Consider the following 18,308-nt stretch of genomic DNA (forward strand, 5'->3'; position numbering starts at 1 on the left):
TCAGCGGTGCGGACCGGGGATGGCGGAATCCCGCAGGATCAGCTCTCCGGCGAAGGTCTGGCGGAAGGTGAAGTCCCCGCCATCGAGCATAAAGATCAGACGGCTGATGGTCTCTTTCACCATCTCGGTCACCGGCACGCGCACGCTGGAGAGCGACGGCACAATGTACGGCGCCATCGCAATGTCATCGAAACCTATTACCGATACCGCTTCCGGTACGGCAACCCCGCTGTCGTGAAGCTGTTTGATGGCGCCAATCGCCATATCGTCATTACTCGCCACCAGCGCGGTAAAGCGCTCGCCGCGCGCCAGTAGCGTTGCCACGCCAGCCGCGCCGCTGGCAGGGTTCCATTTGCCTTCGACAATCAGCGATTCGCGCAGGGGAATACGGTGGGCAGCAAGGGCATCTTTGTAGCCGGAAAGACGTTCAATCCCGGTGGGGGAATCCAGCGATCCGGTAATAAACGCGATATCGCGATGGCCCTGTTCGATAAGGGTTGATACCGCCGCCTGGCTGGAGGCTTTATGATCTGACCAGACGCAGTGGCTGCTGTTTTTGCGCAGACGACGGTTGAGCACGATCACCGGCTGCTCGTGCTTCTGGATGATCTCGTCCATCTCATCGACGCTGAGAAAACGCGGATAGATGATGATCGCATCGCAGCGCATATCCAGCAGATACTGGATCGCGGCCCGCTCTTCATCGGCGCTGTGCTTGCCGTCGGCGAGGATCAGCTGACGCCCTTTTTCCTCGGTCATTCGCGCCGCGTGGAACAGCAGTTCGCTGAAATAGACCCCGTGGTAGAGGGTGTTGGTCACCACCAGCCCGAGGGTCTGCGTGCTTTTGGTCGCCAGGTTGCGCGCCAGCAAGTTGGGCCGGTAGCCGCTCTCTTCAATCGCCTGAAAAACCCTGTCTTTTGTCTCCTGGCTCACGTAGCCATTGCCCGAAAGCACCCGGGAAACCGTCGCCTTCGAGACCCCTGCCCGCTTCGCCACTTCCAGCATCGTGGTCATGCATCTGTTCCGTCTGAATCTGATGAGCGGCAGTGTACTGCACCGCGTGAAAATTGTCGCAGCGTCGATCGCAGGCTTTTTAACGTCACAGGTGATCGCCGTCACGAATCTAAAAAATGGCTAAAACGTGATCTTGTTTGATCACATGAAACTCTTCATGATTTTGTGGAACCGGTTTCCTATATAAGTTTCATCGCTCACCCCGATGAAGACGTACCTTACTGATAAAACAGGATACAACCCGATGGCCAAAAACTATGCTGCGCTGGCGAATGCCGTTGTCAGCGCGCTCGGCGGCAAAGACAACATTGTCGCCGTCACCCACTGTATGACCCGGCTGCGCTTCGTGGCGAAAGACGAGAGCCTGATCGACAGCGCCACGCTTAAGAGCATCAGCGGCGTGCTGGGGGTAGTGCGCAACGACAACCAGTGCCAGGTGATCATCGGCAATACCGTTTCTCAGGCGTACCGCGAGGTGGTGAGCCTGCTGCCCGCCGGGCTACAGCCTGCCGCGCCGCAGGGGCCGCAAAAGCTGACCTTCAGACGCGTTGGCGCGGGCATTCTTGATGCGCTGATCGGCACCATGTCTCCGCTGATCCCAGCGATCATCGGCGGGTCGATGGTCAAACTGCTGGCGATGATCCTTGAGATGACCGGCGTGCTGACCAAAGGCGAACCAACGCTGACCATTCTGACGGTGATCGGCGACGGCGCGTTCTTCTTCCTGCCGCTGATGGTGGCCGCCTCTGCTGCCGTGAAATTTAAGACCAACATGTCGCTGGCGATCGCCATTGCGGGCGTGCTGGTTCACCCAAGCTTTATCGAGCTGATGGCCAAAGCGGCGCAGGGCGAGCACGTTGAGTTCGCGTTTGTGCCGGTAACGGCGGTGAAATATACCTACACGGTGATCCCAGCGCTGGTCATGACCTGGTGCCTGTCGTATATCGAGCGCTGGGTGGACAGAATTACCCCGGCCGTTACCAAAAACTTCCTGAAGCCGATGCTGATCGTCCTGATCGCCGCCCCGCTCGCCATCGTCCTGATTGGACCGCTGGGGATCTGGATCGGTAGCGCCATCTCCGCGCTGGTTTACACCATCCACGGCTATCTGGGCTGGCTCTCTGTCGCCATCATGGGCGCACTGTGGCCGCTGCTGGTGATGACCGGGATGCACCGCGTCTTTACCCCAACCATCATTCAGACCATTGCCGAAACCGGCAAAGAGGGAATGGTGATGCCGTCTGAAATCGGCGCCAACCTGTCCCTCGGCGGTTCATCGCTGGCGGTCGCATGGAAAACGAAAAACCCGGAACTGCGCCAGACGGCGCTGGCGGCAGCGGCTTCCGCGATTATGGCGGGGATCTCTGAACCGGCGCTGTACGGCGTGGCGGTTCGCCTGAAACGTCCGCTCATTGCGAGCCTGATCAGCGGCTTTATCTGCGGCGCCGTCGCCGGGATCGCCGGGCTTGCCAGCCACTCGATGGCGGCACCGGGCCTGTTTACCAGCGTCCAGTTCTTTGACCCGGCTAACCCGATGTCCATCGTCTGGGTATTCGGGGTGATGGCCCTGGCCGTGGTGCTCTCTTTCGTGCTGACCCTGATCCTGGGCTTTGAAGATATCCCGGTTGAAGACGAAGCAGAAAAAGCCCGCGCGCTGCAATCCGCACCGGTTCAGGCCAAAGCAGCACAAGCATAAATTTATAGCGAGGTAAGAATGTCAGTTTTTCCACAAGGATTTTTATGGGGCGGCGCACTGGCCGCTAACCAGAGCGAAGGCGCGTACCGCGAAGGCGGCAAGGGCCTGACCACCGTCGACATGATCCCCCACGGCGCCAACCGTCTGGCGGTGAAGGTCGGCAAGGAAAAACGCTTTTCGCTGCGTGACGACGAGTTCTATCCCAGCCACGACGCGATCGATTTCTACCATCGCTATAAGGAAGATATCGCCTTAATGGCCGAGATGGGCTTCACGGTCTTTCGCACCTCGATTGCCTGGAGCCGTCTCTACCCGAACGGCGACGAACCGCTGCCTAATAAAGAAGGCATTGCCTTTTACCGGGCGGTATTCGAGGAGTGCAAAAAGTACAACATCGAGCCGCTGGTGACCCTGTGCCACTTCGACGTGCCGATGCATCTGGTCACCGAATACGGCTCCTGGCGCAACCGCAAGATGGTCGACTTCTTCGCCCGCTATGCGCGCACCTGTTTCGAGGAGTTCAACGGGCTGGTGAAGTACTGGCTCACCTTCAACGAGATCAACATTATGCTGCACAGCCCGTTCTCCGGTGCAGGGCTGGTGTTTGAGGAAGGCGAAAACGAGGATCAGGTGAAGTACCAGGCGGCGCACCACGAGCTGGTTGCCAGCGCGCTGGCAACCAAAATCGCCCACGAGGTCAACCCTGAGCACCAGGTCGGCTGCATGCTGGCGGGGGGCAACTTCTACCCGTACTCCTGCAAACCGGAAGACGTGTGGATGGCGCTGGAAAAAGATCGTGAAAACCTGTTCTTTATCGACGTCCAGGCCCGCGGCAGTTACCCGGCCTACTCAGCCCGCGTGTTCCGCGAAAAAGGGGTGGTGATTGTCAAAGATCCTGGCGATGACGAGCTGCTGAAAAACACCGTCGATTTTGTCTCGTTCAGCTATTACGCCTCGCGCTGCGCCTCGGCGGACATGAATGCCAACAACACCAGCGCGGCCAACATCGTTAAATCCCTGCGTAACCCGCACATTGAGGTGAGCGAGTGGGGCTGGGGCATCGACCCGCTGGGCCTGCGTATCACCATGAACATGATGTACGACCGCTACCAGAAGCCGCTGTTCCTGGTAGAGAACGGTCTGGGAGCGAAGGATGAGATTGACGCTAACGGCGAGATCAATGACGACTACCGCATCAGCTACCTGCGGGAGCATATCCGCGCGATGGGCGAGGCGATAGAAGACGGCATTCCGCTGATGGGCTACACCAGCTGGGGCTGTATCGATCTGGTGGCCGCGTCAACGGGCGAGATGAGCAAGCGCTACGGCTTTATCTATGTCGATCGCGATGATGCCGGCAACGGTACCCTCGATCGCAAACGCAAAAAATCGTTCTGGTGGTATAAAAAAGTGATCGCCAGCAACGGTGCCGATCTGGATTAACCCGCCCTTTTTGCCGGGCGGCGCTCTGCTGCCCGGCCTACAAAACCCATCCAAAATTTATAATTTCAGTGCGTTACTATCATTCATTGACACCATGAATATATCATTGTATAAAACTCCGCCGTAATAAATGATATTCATTCTCAGCCAGGCTTCGGGCTGTCATAGATAAATTAATGAAGGATAGCGTTTCATGAAAAAGGTCATCAGCGCATTAGGATTGCTGATCGCGACAGCCGGTTCTGCCTTTGCGACCACATACCCTCTGACGATTGAGAATTGCGGATATAAAGAAACCTTCACTAAAGCACCGGAACGCGTGGTCGCGCTGGGGCAGAACACCGTAGAGATTCTCCTGCTGCTGGGCCTGGAAGATAAGGTCGCCGCCAGCGCCTTCTGGCCGACCAAAGTGCTGCCTGAACTCGCTGAGAAGAACAAGAAAGTCAAAACGCTGACCGTCGAGATCCCGACCCTGGAATCCATCCTGGCGCAAAACCCGGACTTCGTTCCGGCGCAGCTGCCGCTGCTGCTGGGGCCAGAGAGTAAAGTCGCCAAACGCGAAGATCTCGCCACCGTCGGCGTGAACAGCTATATGTCGCCGGGCATGTGCGCCACCAAAAAAGAGATTGGCGATATGTACGGCAGCCGCCAGAAGCTGTGGGACATGAGCTTCCTGTATAAAGAGATCGAAGATTTCGCCAGAATCTTCAACGTCGAAGATCGCGGCCAGGCCCTGATCGCCGATTTCAAAAAGCGCGAAGCCGACCTGCGCGCTGAATTCAGCAAAAGCAAAAAAGACCTGTCGTTCGTCTTCTGGTTCTCCAGCTCCTCCCCTTCCTCTGACGCCTACGTCGGCGGGAAAAACAGCGCCTCCGGCTTTATCGCCAACGTGCTGGGCGGCCACAACGCCATCACCTCCGAAACCGAATGGCCGACCGTGGGCTGGGAGAGCATTATCGCCGCTAACCCGGACGTGATCGTGGTCTCCAGCCTCGACCGCAACCGCTGGGCGCTGGATAACGCCGAGGAAAAAATCAAATTCCTGAAGAGCGATCCGGCCGTCAGCCAGCTGGATGCGGTGAAAAAAGGTCACATTGTGGTGATGGACGGCCAGGCCATGAACCCGACCATCCGCACCATCTACGGCGCGGAACAGATTGCTGAACAGCTCAGAAAGATGGGACTGAATTAATGACCGCCGTGGTTCAACAGACCCGGCTGAACTGGCTGAGGCCGGCGTCGGGTCTCCTGGCAGTGGTGGCGCTGCTGCTGGTTATCGCCTTTGGCGTCAGCGTGGGGGAACTGGCAATCCCCCTGCAGAGCGTGTTCTACGCCATTACCAATAAAATGGGCTTAACCGCGGAGCCGCTCAATCGCATCTACGAGAGCGTGATCTGGGATTTTCGCCTGAGCCGGGCATTGGTAGCGGCCTGCTGCGGTGCCGGTCTGGCTATCTGCGGCGCGGTGCTGCAAAGCCTGCTGAAAAACGCCCTCGCCGAACCTTACGTGCTGGGCGTTTCAGCCGGGGCGTCAACCGGTGCGGTCTCCGTGGTGGTGCTGGGCATTGGCAGCGGTGCCGTTACCCTTTCCGCCGGGGCCTTTGCCGGGGCGTTTACCGCCTTCGCGTTTGTGGCCCTGCTGACCAACGGCGCCCGTGGCGGCAGCGAGCGCACTATTCTTGCCGGGGTCGCCGCCTCGCAGCTGTTTAACGCCATTACCGCCTGGACCGTCAGCACCTCGGCCAGCGCGCAGCAGGCACGTGACGTGATGTTCTGGCTGCTGGGCAGTTTTAGCGGCGTGAGATGGCCGGAATTCCAGCTGGTTCTGGTTGCGGTGCTGGTGGGTCTGGCGATCTGTCTTTATTACGCCCGGGCGCTGGACGCCTTCACCTTTGGCGACGATGCCGCCGCCTCGCTCGGGATCGCCGTGCCCTGGGTACGCCTGATCCTGTTTATCGTCACCGCCTTAATGACGGCAACCATCGTCAGCATGGCGGGCTCCATCGGCTTTGTCGGCCTGGTGGTACCGCACATGATGCGCTTCTTCTTTGGGCCGTTGCACCGCACACTGCTTATCGCCAGCGCGCTGGCGGGTGCCATCCTGATGGTGCTGGCGGATATCGCCTCCCGCCTGCTGATCGCCCCGCAAAGCCTGCCGGTCGGCGTCGTCACCGCGCTGGTGGGCGTGCCGTTCTTTGCCGTGATTATCTATCGTTCAAGGAATAAGTGATGAGCATCACTGCTGAAAATATCACCTGGAAGGTGGGTAAAAAGGTCATCGTTGATAATGTCTCGCTGTCGGTATCCCAGGGGCAGACCGTGGGCCTGCTGGGGCCAAACGGCTCCGGCAAATCGTCGCTGCTGCGGATCCTGGCTGGTTTACGCCGCCCCCATAGCGGCACCGTCGCGGTGGACGGCAAAAGCATCACCGGCATCCCGAAAAAACAGCTCGCCCGTCGGGTCGCTTTTGTGGAACAGCACGGGATGACCGACGCCAACATGCGCGTGCGTGACGTGGTCAAGCTGGGGCGTATTCCGCACCACTCCCCGTTCTCCGGCTGGACGGCGCAGGATGACGAAACGGTCACCCAGGCGCTGAAGACGGTGGATATGCTGCATCACAGCGAGCAGGGCTGGCTGAGCCTCTCCGGCGGTGAGCGCCAGCGGGTGCACATTGCCCGGGCGCTGGCGCAGATGCCGACCGAAATCCTGCTGGATGAACCCACCAACCACCTCGACATCCACCATCAGATGCAGCTGATGCAGTTGATCAGCCAGCTTCCGGTCACCAGCATCGTCGCCATTCACGATCTTAACCACGCCTCCATGTTCTGCGATGCGCTGATCGTGATGCAGAAAGGGCGCGTGGTGGCCAGCGGTACGCCGCAGGCGATCCTGACCGAAGAGCTGCTGTGGGAGATATTCCGGGTGAAAACCCGTATTGAACTCTCCCCCGACCATGGCAAAAAACATATCCACTTCCTCGTCTGAGGCGAGGTAACAGGTGACAGTGATTCGTCCCGCCACGCAACTCTGGCCGCCCGTTCTGCTGGGCAGCCAGTTTGTTTTCAACATTGGTTTTTATGCCGTCGTCCCCTTTCTGGCGATCTTTTTGCGCGACGATATGCTGCTCTCCGGGGGGCTTATCGGCCTGGTGCTCGGGCTGCGCACCTTCTCGCAGCAGGGGATGTTTATCGTCGGCGGTGCCCTCTCCGACCGCTACGGCGCGCGCGTCATTATTCTGTGCGGCTGCGTCGTGCGGGTGGTGGGCTATCTGCTGCTGGCCTTTGGCTACAGTCTGCCGGTGATTATCGCCGGGGCGTGCCTCACCGGGATCGGCGGCGCGCTCTTCTCCCCCTCCATCGAAGCGTTACTGGCAAAAGCCGGAACCCGCAGCGAGGCGCAGGGCAAACGCAGCCGCGCCGAGTGGTTCGCCCTGTTTGCGGTGTGCGGCGAGCTGGGGGCGGTGCTTGGCCCGGTCGCGGGCGCGCTGCTCACCGGTCTCGGTTTTCGCCAGGTGGCGCTGGCGGGTGCCGCGGTCTTTGTGGTGGCGCTGATTGTGCTGTTCTTCTGTCTGCCTGCGGGGACACACAAAAATCAGGCGCTGCACATCACGCCATGGTGGACCACCTTTCGCCAGCCGCGGTTCGTGGCCTTTATCATCGCCTGGAGCAGCTGGCTGTTAAGCTATAACCAGCTCTATCTGGCGCTGCCGGTGGAGATCCAGCGCGCAGGGGGCAGCGAGAAAGATCTCGGCCCGCTGTTTATGCTGGCGTCCGGGCTGGTGATCCTCTTTCAACTGCCGCTGGCACGCTTTGCCCGGCGGGTAGGCGCGGTGCGCATCCTGCCGGTGGGATTTTTGCTTATAGCAAGCGCGTTTCTGAGCGTCGCGCTGTTTGCGTCCTCAGAACCAGCAACCGGGTTGCTGCGTCTGCTGCCTGCCGCCTGCTTTGTCACGCTGCTCACCACCGGGCAGATGCTGCTGGTACCTGCGGGGAAAGACGTGGTGCCATGGTTTGCCAGCGAGTCGACCTTAGGCGCGCACTATGACGCACTGGCCACCGCAGGCGGCTGTGCGGTACTGGCGGGGAATTTACTGCTTGGCGATCTGCTTGACCAGGCGCTGACCCCGTCCGTCGGGGCGATCGTTCCGTGGCTGGTGCTGGCGGTGTTCCCGCTGTGCAGCGCCATCGCCATGGTGATTATTTGCCGTCCGATGCGCAGACCAGGAGCCTGAGGGATTATTTTTTTGGGCGGTACTTTTCCGGAAGCTCAGGCACCGGGCGGCGATCGTCGATCAGATGGCGCACGGTTAAAATCGGGTGACGCCACAGCATGCGCGGCCCCGCCCAGCGCATCACCTGTTTCATCTCTTCACGTTTAGCCGGCTGATAGCAGTGGACCGGGCACTGCTTGCAGGCCGGTTTCTCTTCGCCAAAGACGCATTTATCCAGCCGCTTGTCGGCGTACTCGTTCAGCGCCGCGTAGTGTCCCGCCTCTTTCGACGCCTGCGGGCACTGCTTTTCATACAGCGCGATCATCTTACGGATGGTCTCTTTCTCGCGTGCGATGCGTTTTCCTGACATAGCCTGATACCTGATTATAAGTTGTATCAATAATACGCCTTTCAAATCCGATGTTCAGCCCGATTTCATCTTTTACATTCCATTTCCTGAAGACGCCTCGCAGTTATGCATTTGTCGCCAGCGTGTTTTACTGGCATTTTATACAGGTGTTTTATCACCGGATCCTTGCCTGAGAAAAAGGAGTTTTTATGTCAGATATCTGTATTTCCAGACCCCACCGTCAGCTCACCGTGGGCTATTTCAGAAAGCGTCACGAAGATCGCAAGACCAAGATCCCGACGCGCTACAGCGTACACGCCGCGCTGAGCTTAAAGGGCGACTGGCTGGAGGAGGCTGGTTTTAAAACCCACTCCCGGGTACGGGTGCAGGTGGAACAGGGGAAATTAGTGATTGAACTGGTTGCGGAAGAGGCCTCGTAAAGTCGCGACATTTTGCTGCGCCGGGTCTTTTTTTCATGCGACAATAGCGCCATTACACGACCCTGACGTCGCCTGAAACGCACTATTTTCAAAGAAATGGACATCATCATTCCATGACCACTACTGATAATTTTGACGCCCATACCCCGATGATGCAGCAATACCTGAAGCTGAAAGCTCAGCATCCGGAGATCCTGCTTTTTTACCGGATGGGCGACTTTTACGAACTGTTTTATGACGATGCGAAACGCGCCTCGCAGCTGCTCGACATCTCCCTGACCAAACGCGGAGCCTCGGCAGGTGAACCTATCCCGATGGCCGGTATTCCGCACCATGCGGTAGAGAACTACCTGGCGAAGCTGGTGAATCAGGGGGAGTCGGTCGCCATCTGTGAACAGATTGGCGATCCGGCCACCTCGAAAGGCCCGGTCGAGCGCAAGGTGGTGCGCATCGTCACCCCTGGCACCATCAGCGATGAAGCGCTGTTGCAGGAGCGCCAGGATAATCTGCTCGCCGCCATCTGGCAGGACAGCAAAGGCTTCGGCTATGCCACGCTGGATATCAGCTCCGGGCGCTTTCGCCTGAGTGAACCGGCCGACCGCGAAACCATGGCCGCCGAGCTGCAGCGCACCAATCCTGCGGAACTGCTGTATGCCGAAGATTTCGCCGAGATGGCGCTGCTGGAAGGCCGTCGCGGCCTGCGCCGCCGTCCGCTGTGGGAGTTCGAAATCGATACCGCGCGCCAGCAGCTCAACCTGCAGTTTGGCACTCGCGATCTGACCGGCTTTGGCGTTGAAAACGCGCCGCGCGGCCTATGCGCCGCGGGCTGTCTGCTGCAGTACGTCAAAGATACCCAGCGCACCGCCCTGCCGCATATCCGCTCCATTACCATCGAGCGCCAGCAGGACAGCATCATTATGGATGCCGCCACCCGCCGCAATCTGGAGATCACCCAGAACCTCTCCGGCGGCGTGGAAAACACGCTGGCCTCGGTGCTCGACAGCACCGTCACCCCGATGGGCAGCCGCATGCTCAAACGCTGGCTGCATATGCCGGTGCGCGATACCGCCACGCTGACCGGACGCCAGCAGACCATTGGCGCACTGCAGGATCGCTACAGCGAGCTGCAGCCGGTGCTGCGTCAGGTCGGCGATCTGGAGCGTATTCTGGCGCGACTGGCGCTGCGTACCGCTCGCCCACGCGATTTAGCCCGCATGCGTCATGCCTTCCAGCAGTTGCCTGAACTGCGCAGCCAGCTGGCGGAGATCGACTGCGCCCCGGTGCAGAAACTGCGCGACACCATGGGTGAATTTAGCGAACTGCGCGAGCTGCTGGAAAAGGCCATCATCGATGCCCCACCGGTACTGGTACGCGACGGCGGCGTTATTGCCCCAGGTTACAATGAAGAGCTGGATGAGTGGCGCGCGCTGGCCGATGGCGCGACGGATTATCTGGATAAACTGGAGATCCGCGAGCGCGAGCGGCTCGGGCTGGACACCCTGAAAGTGGGTTACAACGCGGTCCACGGCTACTTCATTCAGATCAGCCGCGGGCAGAGCCATCTGGCGCCTATCCACTACGTGCGCCGCCAGACGCTGAAAAACGCCGAGCGCTACATTATTCCTGAGCTGAAAGAGTACGAAGACAAGGTGCTCACCTCCAAGGGTAAAGCCCTGGCGCTGGAAAAGCAGCTGTATGACGCCCTGTTCGATATGCTGATGCCGCACCTTGCGGATTTACAGCAGAGCGCCGCTGCGCTGGCGGAGCTGGACGTGCTGGTCAACCTGGCAGAGCGCGCCGAGACGCTGAACTACTGCTGCCCGACCTTTACCGATAAGCCGGGCGTACGCATTACCGAGGGGCGACATCCGGTGGTGGAGCAGGTGCTGAACGAACCGTTTATCGCCAACCCGCTGAACCTGTCGCCGCAGCGCCGGATGCTGATCATTACCGGGCCGAACATGGGCGGTAAAAGTACCTATATGCGCCAGACCGCGCTGATAGCCCTGCTGGCCTACATCGGCAGCTACGTTCCGGCGCAAAAGGTGGAGATTGGCCCGGTGGATCGCATCTTTACCCGCGTAGGCGCAGCGGACGATCTGGCGAGCGGTCGTTCCACCTTTATGGTGGAGATGACCGAAACCGCCAACATTCTGCACAACGCCACGGAATACAGCCTGGTGCTGATGGATGAGATTGGCCGCGGAACCTCTACCTATGACGGGCTCTCGCTGGCATGGGCCTGTGCCGAAAGCCTGGCCAATAAGATTAAGGCGCTGACCCTGTTTGCCACCCACTACTTCGAGCTGACGCAGCTGCCGGAGAAAATGGAGGGCGTGGCGAACGTTCATCTGGATGCGCTGGAGCACGGCGATACCATCGCCTTTATGCACACCGTGCAGGATGGCGCGGCGAGCAAAAGTTACGGCCTGGCCGTGGCGGCGCTGGCAGGCGTGCCGAAAGAGGTGATCAAGCGTGCGCGCCAGAAACTGCGCGAGCTGGAGAGCCTGGCACCAAACGCGGCGGCCACCCAGGTGGACGGCACCCAGATGTCGCTGCTGGTGCCTGCGGAAGAGACCTCCCCGGCCCTGGAAGCGCTGGAGAACCTCGACCCGGATTCCCTGTCGCCGCGTCAGGCGCTGGAGTGGATCTACCGGTTGAAGAATTTAGTGTAGATCTCCGCGGTCTGTATCGCCCGGCGGCGCTGCGCTTGCCGGGCCTACGAGACTTGTGTAGGCCGGGTAAGGCGCAGCCGCCACCCGGCTTTTTTATCAGGCATTTAGTCCACAAATGATGTTTAAGGAGAAAGAGTGACCTGCTACGAAAACGAAATTATCGATGCTCACATCGCGTTAGAAAACTGGTTAGGCCAGGGAGAAGGCGATCTCGATGCCCTGCTCGCCCGTTTTCGCGAGGGCTTCCTGATGATCGCCCCCAGCGGCGCGCACCTGGATTACCCCGCGCTGGCGCGTTTCCTTGAAGACCAGCGCGGCAGCCGTCCGGGGCTGAAAATTGCGATTGATGAATTAACGACATTACAGACCTGGGACAACGGCGCGGTGCTTCACTACCGTGAAACGCAGACCCGCCCGGATCAGCCGGTAAACGTGCGCTGGTCCAGCGCCGTTCTGAATCAGGAAGGCGATGCCATTACGTGGCGTCTGCTGCACGAAACCGCGCAGCCGTGACACAAAAGAAAAAGGCCCGTCTCTCGACGGGCCTTTTTTGACGAAAAGGTGCTTACTCGCGGAACAGCGCTTCGATATTCAGACCTTGCCCCTGCAGGATTTCACGCAGGCGACGCAGACCTTCAACCTGAATCTGACGAACACGTTCACGGGTCAGGCCGATTTCACGACCGACATCTTCCAGTGTCGCAGCTTCATACCCCAGCAGACCGAAACGACGTGCCAGCACTTCACGCTGTTTGGCGTTCAGTTCGAACAGCCATTTGACGATGCTCTGTTTCATATCATCGTCCTGCGTGGTGTCTTCCGGACCGTTGTCTTTTTCATCGGCCAGGATGTCCAGCAGCGCTTTCTCGGAATCGCCACCCAGCGGGGTGTCGACGGAGGTAATACGCTCGTTGAGACGCAGCATACGGCTGACATCATCAACAGGTTTATCAAGCTGTTCGGCAATCTCTTCCGCGCTTGGCTCGTGGTCCAGCTTATGGGACAACTCGCGTGCGGTACGCAGATAGACGTTCAACTCTTTAACAATGTGAATAGGCAGTCGGATCGTACGGGTCTGGTTCATGATTGCCCGTTCGATGGTCTGTCGGATCCACCAGGTCGCATAAGTTGAGAAACGGAACCCACGCTCTGGGTCAAATTTCTCTACTGCGCGGATCAGCCCAAGGTTGCCCTCTTCAATCAGATCCAGCAGAGCCAGACCACGATTGCTGTAACGACGGGCAATCTTAACCACCAGACGCAGGTTACTTTCAATCATGCGACGACGTGAAGCCACATCACCACGTAATGCCCGGCGCGCGAAGTAAACTTCTTCTTCGGCTGTTAACAGTGGGGAATAACCAATCTCCCCAAGGTAAAGCTGAGTCGCATCCAGCACACGTTGTGTGGCGCCCTGCGATAACAGCTCTTCTTCAGCTAAATCGTTATCACTGGGTTCCTCTTCTACTAAGGCTTTTTCGTCAAAAGCCTCTGCTCCGTTCTCATCAAACTCCGCGTCTTCATTTAAATCATGAACTTTCAGCGTATTCTGACTCATAAAGGTGGCTCCTACCCGTGATCCCTGGGCGCAACATATCAAAAGATATGTCCCGCCAAATTATCGCTGCGGCAAATACTGCAGCGGGTTTACGGATTTCCCCTTGTAACGAATTTCAAAATGCAAGCGTGTAGAACTGGTTCCGGTGCTACCCATAGTAGCTATTTTTTGCCCCGCCTTAACTTCTTGTTGTTCCCGGACCAGCATCGTATCGTTATGGGCGTAGGCACTCAGGTAATCATCGTTGTGTTTGATGATAATAAGATTACCGTAACCGCGCAGAGCGTTACCGGCGTATACAACACGACCATCTGCGGTCGCGATAATAGCCTGTCCCTTACTCCCTGCGATATCGACCCCTTTATTTCCCCCCTCGGAGGAAGAAAAGTTCTCGATAACCTTGCCTTCAGTCGGCCAGCGCCACGACGAAATCGTTGAGCTGGACGTCACACTGCTGGCAACGGGTGCGGTAGAGCTAACCACAGGTGCCGTAACGGGCGCTGTGACAACGGTCGCAGTCCCCTTATTATTCGGCAACATCTTGTTAGCACTCTGTTCACCTGAATCCTCAGAATACGTAATTGTCGGTTGCGACGCAACCACTGTGCTTGATTTTTGCACAGGCATCACACTGTTATTTTGCGCCGTTACGTCAGCCGCAGAAACGGTGTTGCCAGGCGTGAGCGGTTTACCCGTTGCGTTACCCACCTGCAGCGTCTGGCCAACTTCCAGGCCATACGGGGCCTGGACGTTATTTCGTTGAGCAAGGTCACGGAAATCGTTCCCGGTGATCCAGGCAATATAGAAGAGGGTATCGCCGCGTTTTACGGTGTACGTGCTACCGCCGGTATAGCTTCCTTTCGGAATGTTCCCATACTTACGGTTATACACAATGCGGCCATTTTCGGTCTGAACAGGCTGATCCACTGGCTGAATCTGAGTTGGCTGGGTAACCGGTGTCTGAACAGGCTGGATTTGCGGAGTTTGCTGTGCCGCCGGGGTACCCATCTTCGGTGGAGGGGTGATCAGCATGCCGCCGGATGGATTGCCCGTACTGGTACCATTGCTGCCGCCAACCGAACTGACAGGCGCAGGGGCATTATTCGATGTACAACCGGCCAGCCAGATGGAAACCAGTGACAATGCCGCAACACGGCTGATGGTGAATTTTGGGCTTCCCGCGCTCATTTATCCCCCAGGATTATTTTTAGTTACCAGTGACTTAAAATTACCGTAGTGTCACAACGTTTTGCGCCACACCATACGCTGAATTTGCCTGAAAAACCCTGGAATAATCCGAGTCTCAGGCCAGCTCTCCTTTCACCAGAGGCACGAAACGTACGGCTTCTACGGTATCGATGATGAACTCGTTGCCCCGTCGACGAACACGCTTCAACAGCTGATGTTCATCGCCCACCGGTAAAACGAGGATCCCGCCGTCATCCAGCTGCGCCATCAGCGCATCCGGGATCTCAGGCGGTGCAGCCGTCACGATAATGGCATCAAACGGGCCGCGTGCCTTCCAGCCCTGCCAGCCATCCCCGTGACGGGTAGAAACATTGTGTAAATCGAGCTGCTTCAGGCGACGGCGCGCCTGCCACTGCAGCCCTTTGATGCGTTCAACCGAGCAGACATGATGCACCAGGTGCGCCAGAATGGCGGTCTGGTATCCCGAACCGGTGCCAATCTCCAGCACCCGCGAGTCCGGGGTCAGCTCCAGCAGCTCGGTCATGCGCGCCACCATATATGGCTGGGAGATAGTTTGCCCCTGCCCTATCGGTAACGCGACGTTTTCCCATGCTTTGTGCTCAAACGCCTCATCCACGAACTTTTCCCGCGGCACCCGCGAGATGGCGTCCAGCACCCGCTCGTCAGCAATACCCTGACTGCGTAATTGATTCAGAAGAGTTTGTACACGATTGCTTACCATTGCGAGCTCACCCCGGCACGATCCAGCCAGCCTGAAACCACATCCTGCGCGTTATGCGCGGTCAAATCTACGTGCAGCGGGGTGACGGAAACGTAGCCTTCATCCACGGCGGCAAAATCAGTATCCGGCCCGGCATCGTGTTTTTCGCCCGGCGGGCCAATCCAGTACAGCGTGTTGCCGCGCGGATCTTCCTGCGGAATCACTTTATCCGCCGGGTGGCGGCTACCGCAGCGCGTCACGCGGATGCCTTTGATTTCATCCAGCGGCAGATCCGGCACGTTGATATTGAGGATGCGTCCGGTGCGCAGCGGCTCGCGGCTCAGGGCCCGCAGAATGGCGCAGGTGACTGCGGCGGCGGTGTCATAGTGCTGATGGCCGTTGAGCGAGACCGCCAGGGCAGGAAAGCCAAGGTGGCGTCCTTCCATTGCGGCGGCTACCGTTCCGGAGTAGATCACGTCATCGCCCAGGTTGGGTCCGGCATTGATGCCGGAGACCACCACGTCCGGGCGGGGACGCATCAGCGCATTGACGCCCAGAAAGACACAGTCGGTCGGAGTGCCCATCTGAACGGCGATATCGCCATTGTCGAAGGTAAAGGTGCGAAGAGACGACTCGAGGGTTAACGAGTTAGAGGCACCGCTGCGGTTACGATCGGGAGCCACCACCTGCACCTCGGCGAACTCACGTAGCGCTTTAGCCAGCGTCTGAATGCCTGGCGCATGGATCCCGTCATCGTTACTCAGCAATATTCGCATAGTCACCCGAAGTGTTGATAAGTTCCCTGACAACACTGGTGGCAAAGCTGCCAGCCGGCAGCCAGAAACGTAGCTCGACGGTTACGTCATCCCACCAGTTCCAGCTCAACTGTTGCGGATAGAGCAGCATCGCCCGGCGTGCCGCTTCGACTTTTTCCCGCTCCAGCAGTGAGCATAACTCTGTTTCATCGGCGATAGCAGCCTGCTCAAAACGCAGCGCATCACCCTGCGGACCCCAGTCGCCGGTACCCGGCAGGGCCGCAGTGATCAGCAGAGTTTTCGCATTGACGCGCGCCTGCACATCGCTCATTTCTTCATCAGTGGCGACAAACCAGCTGCCGCGTCCCGCTAATTGTAGCGCATCGCCGACAACAACTTGATTCGTGTCTGTTTTTTTCAGCCGCTCGCTGACGATTTGATTAAACAACGCGCTGCGGGCTGCCGACAACCAAAAACTGCGTTTATTGCGATCCCGCACCGGGGCATTGCTTTGCGCCCAGCGCAGGGCGCCCTGCAGGTTACTGCCGCCAATGCCAAAACGCTGTGCGCCGAAATAGTTCGGCACGCCCTGCTCGTTGATTGCCGTCAGACGCTGTTCAACCTCATCGCGGTTGCTCACCTCGCGCAGCACCAGGGTAAAGGCGTTGCCCTTAAGCGCTCCGAGACGCAATTTGCGCTTGTGACGGGCGTATTCCAGCACCTGACAGCCTTCAAGCTGGAACTGGCTTAAATCGGGCATCCCATTACCCGGAACCCGGGCGCAGAGCCACTGTTCCGTGACGGCGTGTTTGTCTTTCTGCCCGGCAAAGCTCACTTCACGGGCGTGAATTTTCAGAAACTTTGCCAGCGCCTCGGCGACAAAACGGGTGTTGCAGCCGTTTTTCAGGATCCGCACCAGAATGTGCTCGCCCTCGCCGTCCGGCTCAAAGCCCAGATCTTCTACCACCACGAAATCTTCCGGATTGGCCTTCAGCAGGCCCGTGCCCTGCGGCTTACCGTGCAGGTACGTCAGGTTGTCGAAGTCGATCATTTGGCCGCCTTCACCAGCAGCGCCACGGCTTCACAGGCAATGCCTTCACCGCGACCGGTAAAGCCGAGCTTCTCGGTAGTGGTCGCTTTGACGTTGACATCGTCCATATGGCAGCCGAGATCTTCGGCGATAAACACGCGCATCTGGGGGATGTGCGGCAGCATTTTCGGCGCCTGGGCAATAATGGTCACGTCCACGTTGCCGAGGGTGTAGCCTTTGGCCTGAATCCGGCGCCAGGCTTCGCGCAGCAGCTCGCGGCTGTCGGCGCCCTTAAAGGCCGGATCGGTGTCCGGGAACAGTTTGCCGATATCGCCCAGCGCCGCCGCACCGAGCAGCGCGTCGGTTAACGCGTGCAGGGCAACATCGCCATCAGAATGCGCCAGCAGTCCTTTTTCATAAGGGATGCGTACGCCGCCAATGATAATTGGGCCCTCGCCGCCAAAGGCGTGTACGTCAAAACCATGTCCAATTCGCATTATGCCTTCTCCTGATGGGTCGAACGGGTAAGATAAAATTCTGCCAGCTGTAAATCTTCGGGGCGCGTCACTTTTATATTATCTGCGCGCCCTTCAATCAGTTCCGGGTGAAAACCGCAGTACTCCAGCGCCGAAGCTTCGTCGGTGATAGTTGCGCCTTCGTTCAGCGCACGGGTTAAGCAGGCGTGCAGCAGCTCGCGAGGGAAAAATTGCGGCGTGAGCGCATGCCAGAGGTCAACGCGCTCCACGGTGTGCGCGATGGCCTGTAGCCCCGGCTCGCCGCGTTTCATGGTATCGCGAACCGGCGTCGCCAGAATGCCGCCCACGCGGCTGGTTTCGCTGATCGCCAGCAGCCGCGCCAGATCGTCCTGATGCAGACACGGACGCGCCGCATCATGCACCAGCACCCACTGCGCGTCACCGGCGGCCTGTAATCCCGCCAGCACCGAATCGGCACGCTCTGCGCCGCCGTCAACCACGGTCACCTGCGGGTGAGCTGCAAGCGGTAGCGCGGCAAAGCGGGCGTCGCCCGGGCTGATAGCGATAACGACCCTCGTCACGCGTGGGTTCGCCAGCAGCGCCGCCACGGTGTGCTCAAGGATCGTTTTATCACCAATTGAAAGGTATTGTTTAGGACATTCAGTCTGCATGCGCCGGCCAAACCCGGCGGCTGGCACAACGGCGCATACGTTCGAAAAAGTTACTGCCATGGCGTAATCCTGGGCCT

19 protein-coding genes are annotated in these 18,308 nt (G+C 58.7%); 10 read left to right on the forward strand and 9 right to left on the reverse strand.

What is annotated here, in order from left to right:
- Positions 1 to 1,014 carry a LacI family DNA-binding transcriptional regulator gene (locus FHN83_RS06495; RefSeq protein ID WP_039029970.1) on the reverse strand — a complete coding sequence of 338 codons (1,014 nt, stop codon included), beginning with the start codon at positions 1,012 to 1,014 and terminating at the stop codon, positions 1 to 3.
- 244 nt (positions 1,015 to 1,258) lie between these two features.
- On the opposite strand from FHN83_RS06495, the gene ascF reads away from it, so the two are divergent.
- The 6 genes from ascF (at position 1,259) to FHN83_RS06525 (ending at position 8,389) form a co-directional block, all read left to right on the forward strand.
- Positions 1,259 to 2,710, forward strand: coding sequence for a PTS cellobiose/arbutin/salicin transporter subunit IIBC (gene ascF, locus FHN83_RS06500; RefSeq protein WP_039029969.1), 1,452 nt, complete (start codon positions 1,259 to 1,261; stop codon positions 2,708 to 2,710).
- A gap of 18 nt (positions 2,711 to 2,728) precedes the next feature.
- Positions 2,729 to 4,153, forward strand: coding sequence for a 6-phospho-beta-glucosidase (locus FHN83_RS06505; protein WP_138370567.1), 1,425 nt, complete (start codon positions 2,729 to 2,731; stop codon positions 4,151 to 4,153).
- A gap of 193 nt (positions 4,154 to 4,346) precedes the next feature.
- The gene (locus FHN83_RS06510) at positions 4,347 to 5,345 is read left to right on the forward strand and encodes an ABC transporter substrate-binding protein (RefSeq protein WP_039029967.1); all 999 of its coding nucleotides are present in this window, start codon (positions 4,347 to 4,349) and stop codon (positions 5,343 to 5,345) included.
- Positions 5,345 to 6,382: a FecCD family ABC transporter permease gene (locus FHN83_RS06515; protein ID WP_139563516.1), complete on the forward strand. Its 1,038-nt coding sequence runs from the start codon at positions 5,345 to 5,347 to the stop codon at positions 6,380 to 6,382. The genes FHN83_RS06510 and FHN83_RS06515 overlap by 1 nt, the downstream gene beginning before the upstream one ends.
- Positions 6,382 to 7,143 (forward strand): ABC transporter ATP-binding protein, encoded by a 762-nt coding sequence (locus FHN83_RS06520; protein ID WP_139563517.1) that lies wholly within the window; start codon positions 6,382 to 6,384, stop codon positions 7,141 to 7,143. Before FHN83_RS06515 ends, FHN83_RS06520 begins: the two co-directional genes overlap by 1 nt.
- A gap of 13 nt (positions 7,144 to 7,156) precedes the next feature.
- Entirely contained in the window at positions 7,157 to 8,389 is a 1,233-nt protein-coding gene (locus tag FHN83_RS06525) for an MFS transporter (protein ID WP_139563518.1), read from the forward strand.
- 4 nt (positions 8,390 to 8,393) lie between these two features.
- Here the strand turns inward: FHN83_RS06525 and FHN83_RS06530 are convergent, their stop codons facing one another.
- Positions 8,394 to 8,738 (reverse strand): nitrous oxide-stimulated promoter family protein, encoded by a 345-nt coding sequence (locus FHN83_RS06530; RefSeq protein ID WP_039029963.1) that lies wholly within the window; start codon positions 8,736 to 8,738, stop codon positions 8,394 to 8,396.
- Between the two features lie 188 nt (positions 8,739 to 8,926).
- Between FHN83_RS06530 and FHN83_RS06535 the strand changes: the two genes are divergently transcribed.
- The 3 genes from FHN83_RS06535 (at position 8,927) to FHN83_RS06545 (ending at position 12,345) form a co-directional block, all read left to right on the forward strand.
- Positions 8,927 to 9,157 carry a SymE family type I addiction module toxin gene (locus tag FHN83_RS06535; RefSeq protein ID WP_139563519.1) on the forward strand — a complete coding sequence of 77 codons (231 nt, stop codon included), beginning with the start codon at positions 8,927 to 8,929 and terminating at the stop codon, positions 9,155 to 9,157.
- Positions 9,158 to 9,270: 113 nt separating this feature from the next.
- Positions 9,271 to 11,832, forward strand: a complete 2,562-nt coding sequence (gene mutS, locus FHN83_RS06540; protein WP_039029961.1) for a DNA mismatch repair protein MutS — start codon at positions 9,271 to 9,273, stop codon at positions 11,830 to 11,832.
- A gap of 135 nt (positions 11,833 to 11,967) precedes the next feature.
- Positions 11,968 to 12,345, forward strand: coding sequence for a DUF4440 domain-containing protein (locus tag FHN83_RS06545; protein ID WP_139563520.1), 378 nt, complete (start codon positions 11,968 to 11,970; stop codon positions 12,343 to 12,345).
- A 52-nt stretch (positions 12,346 to 12,397) separates the two neighbouring features.
- On the opposite strand, the gene rpoS is transcribed toward FHN83_RS06545, so the two are convergent.
- Both rpoS and nlpD read right to left on the reverse strand, forming a co-directional pair.
- Complete coding sequence (gene rpoS / locus FHN83_RS06550; RefSeq protein WP_039029959.1) at positions 12,398 to 13,390, reverse strand: RNA polymerase sigma factor RpoS; 993 nt, start codon at positions 13,388 to 13,390, stop codon at positions 12,398 to 12,400.
- Positions 13,391 to 13,450: 60 nt separating this feature from the next.
- Entirely contained in the window at positions 13,451 to 14,518 is a 1,068-nt protein-coding gene (gene nlpD, locus FHN83_RS06555; protein ID WP_231568132.1) for a murein hydrolase activator NlpD, read from the reverse strand.
- Between nlpD and FHN83_RS28520 the strand changes: the two genes are divergently transcribed.
- Positions 14,421 to 14,627, forward strand: a complete 207-nt coding sequence (locus FHN83_RS28520) for a hypothetical protein (RefSeq protein ID WP_231568129.1) — start codon at positions 14,421 to 14,423, stop codon at positions 14,625 to 14,627. The genes nlpD and FHN83_RS28520 overlap by 98 nt on opposite strands.
- 66 nt (positions 14,628 to 14,693) lie before the next feature.
- Here FHN83_RS28520 and FHN83_RS06560 read toward each other — a convergent pair whose 3' ends face one another.
- From FHN83_RS06560 to ispD, 5 genes are read right to left on the reverse strand one after another with little or no spacing between them, the layout of a single operon-like run.
- The gene (locus FHN83_RS06560; RefSeq protein WP_039029957.1) at positions 14,694 to 15,320 is read right to left on the reverse strand and encodes a protein-L-isoaspartate(D-aspartate) O-methyltransferase; all 627 of its coding nucleotides are present in this window, start codon (positions 15,318 to 15,320) and stop codon (positions 14,694 to 14,696) included.
- Positions 15,314 to 16,075 (reverse strand): 5'/3'-nucleotidase SurE, encoded by a 762-nt coding sequence (gene surE / locus FHN83_RS06565; RefSeq protein WP_039029956.1) that lies wholly within the window; start codon positions 16,073 to 16,075, stop codon positions 15,314 to 15,316. The genes FHN83_RS06560 and surE overlap by 7 nt, the downstream gene beginning before the upstream one ends.
- Positions 16,056 to 17,105 (reverse strand): tRNA pseudouridine(13) synthase TruD, encoded by a 1,050-nt coding sequence (gene truD, locus FHN83_RS06570; RefSeq protein ID WP_139563521.1) that lies wholly within the window; start codon positions 17,103 to 17,105, stop codon positions 16,056 to 16,058. The genes surE and truD overlap by 20 nt, the downstream gene beginning before the upstream one ends.
- Positions 17,102 to 17,581 (reverse strand): 2-C-methyl-D-erythritol 2,4-cyclodiphosphate synthase, encoded by a 480-nt coding sequence (ispF, locus tag FHN83_RS06575; RefSeq protein ID WP_006811766.1) that lies wholly within the window; start codon positions 17,579 to 17,581, stop codon positions 17,102 to 17,104. Before ispF ends, truD begins: the two co-directional genes overlap by 4 nt.
- Positions 17,581 to 18,291: a 2-C-methyl-D-erythritol 4-phosphate cytidylyltransferase gene (gene ispD, locus FHN83_RS06580; protein WP_039029954.1), complete on the reverse strand. Its 711-nt coding sequence runs from the start codon at positions 18,289 to 18,291 to the stop codon at positions 17,581 to 17,583. Before ispD ends, ispF begins: the two co-directional genes overlap by 1 nt.
- Positions 18,292 to 18,308: the final 17 nt, after the last annotated feature.

The organism is Leclercia adecarboxylata (genome assembly GCF_006171285.1).
GTDB classification, from domain to species: domain Bacteria; phylum Pseudomonadota; class Gammaproteobacteria; order Enterobacterales; family Enterobacteriaceae; genus Enterobacter; species Enterobacter barmai.

Excerpts from the sequence above, each read along its gene's own strand:
- mutS (WP_039029961.1), top strand. The coding sequence starts at position 9,271 with ATGACCACTACTGATAATTTTGACGCCCATACCCCGATGATGCAGCAA.
- ascF (WP_039029969.1), top strand. The coding sequence starts at position 1,259 with ATGGCCAAAAACTATGCTGCGCTGGCGAATGCCGTTGTCAGCGCGCTC.
- FHN83_RS06560 (WP_039029957.1), bottom strand. The coding sequence starts at position 15,320 with ATGGTAAGCAATCGTGTACAAACTCTTCTGAATCAATTACGCAGTCAG.
- FHN83_RS06510 (WP_039029967.1), top strand. The coding sequence starts at position 4,347 with ATGAAAAAGGTCATCAGCGCATTAGGATTGCTGATCGCGACAGCCGGT.
- ispF (WP_006811766.1), bottom strand. The coding sequence starts at position 17,581 with ATGCGAATTGGACATGGTTTTGACGTACACGCCTTTGGCGGCGAGGGC.
- rpoS (WP_039029959.1), bottom strand. The coding sequence starts at position 13,390 with ATGAGTCAGAATACGCTGAAAGTTCATGATTTAAATGAAGACGCGGAG.
- surE (WP_039029956.1), bottom strand. The coding sequence starts at position 16,075 with ATGCGAATATTGCTGAGTAACGATGACGGGATCCATGCGCCAGGCATT.
- FHN83_RS06530 (WP_039029963.1), bottom strand. The coding sequence starts at position 8,738 with ATGTCAGGAAAACGCATCGCACGCGAGAAAGAGACCATCCGTAAGATG.
- truD (WP_139563521.1), bottom strand. The coding sequence starts at position 17,105 with ATGATCGACTTCGACAACCTGACGTACCTGCACGGTAAGCCGCAGGGC.
- FHN83_RS06505 (WP_138370567.1), top strand. The coding sequence starts at position 2,729 with ATGTCAGTTTTTCCACAAGGATTTTTATGGGGCGGCGCACTGGCCGCT.
- FHN83_RS28520 (WP_231568129.1), top strand. The coding sequence starts at position 14,421 with ATGCCGCCGGATGGATTGCCCGTACTGGTACCATTGCTGCCGCCAACC.
- FHN83_RS06535 (WP_139563519.1), top strand. The coding sequence starts at position 8,927 with ATGTCAGATATCTGTATTTCCAGACCCCACCGTCAGCTCACCGTGGGC.
- FHN83_RS06495 (WP_039029970.1), bottom strand. The coding sequence starts at position 1,014 with ATGACCACGATGCTGGAAGTGGCGAAGCGGGCAGGGGTCTCGAAGGCG.
- FHN83_RS06520 (WP_139563517.1), top strand. The coding sequence starts at position 6,382 with ATGAGCATCACTGCTGAAAATATCACCTGGAAGGTGGGTAAAAAGGTC.
- ispD (WP_039029954.1), bottom strand. The coding sequence starts at position 18,291 with ATGGCAGTAACTTTTTCGAACGTATGCGCCGTTGTGCCAGCCGCCGGG.
- FHN83_RS06515 (WP_139563516.1), top strand. The coding sequence starts at position 5,345 with ATGACCGCCGTGGTTCAACAGACCCGGCTGAACTGGCTGAGGCCGGCG.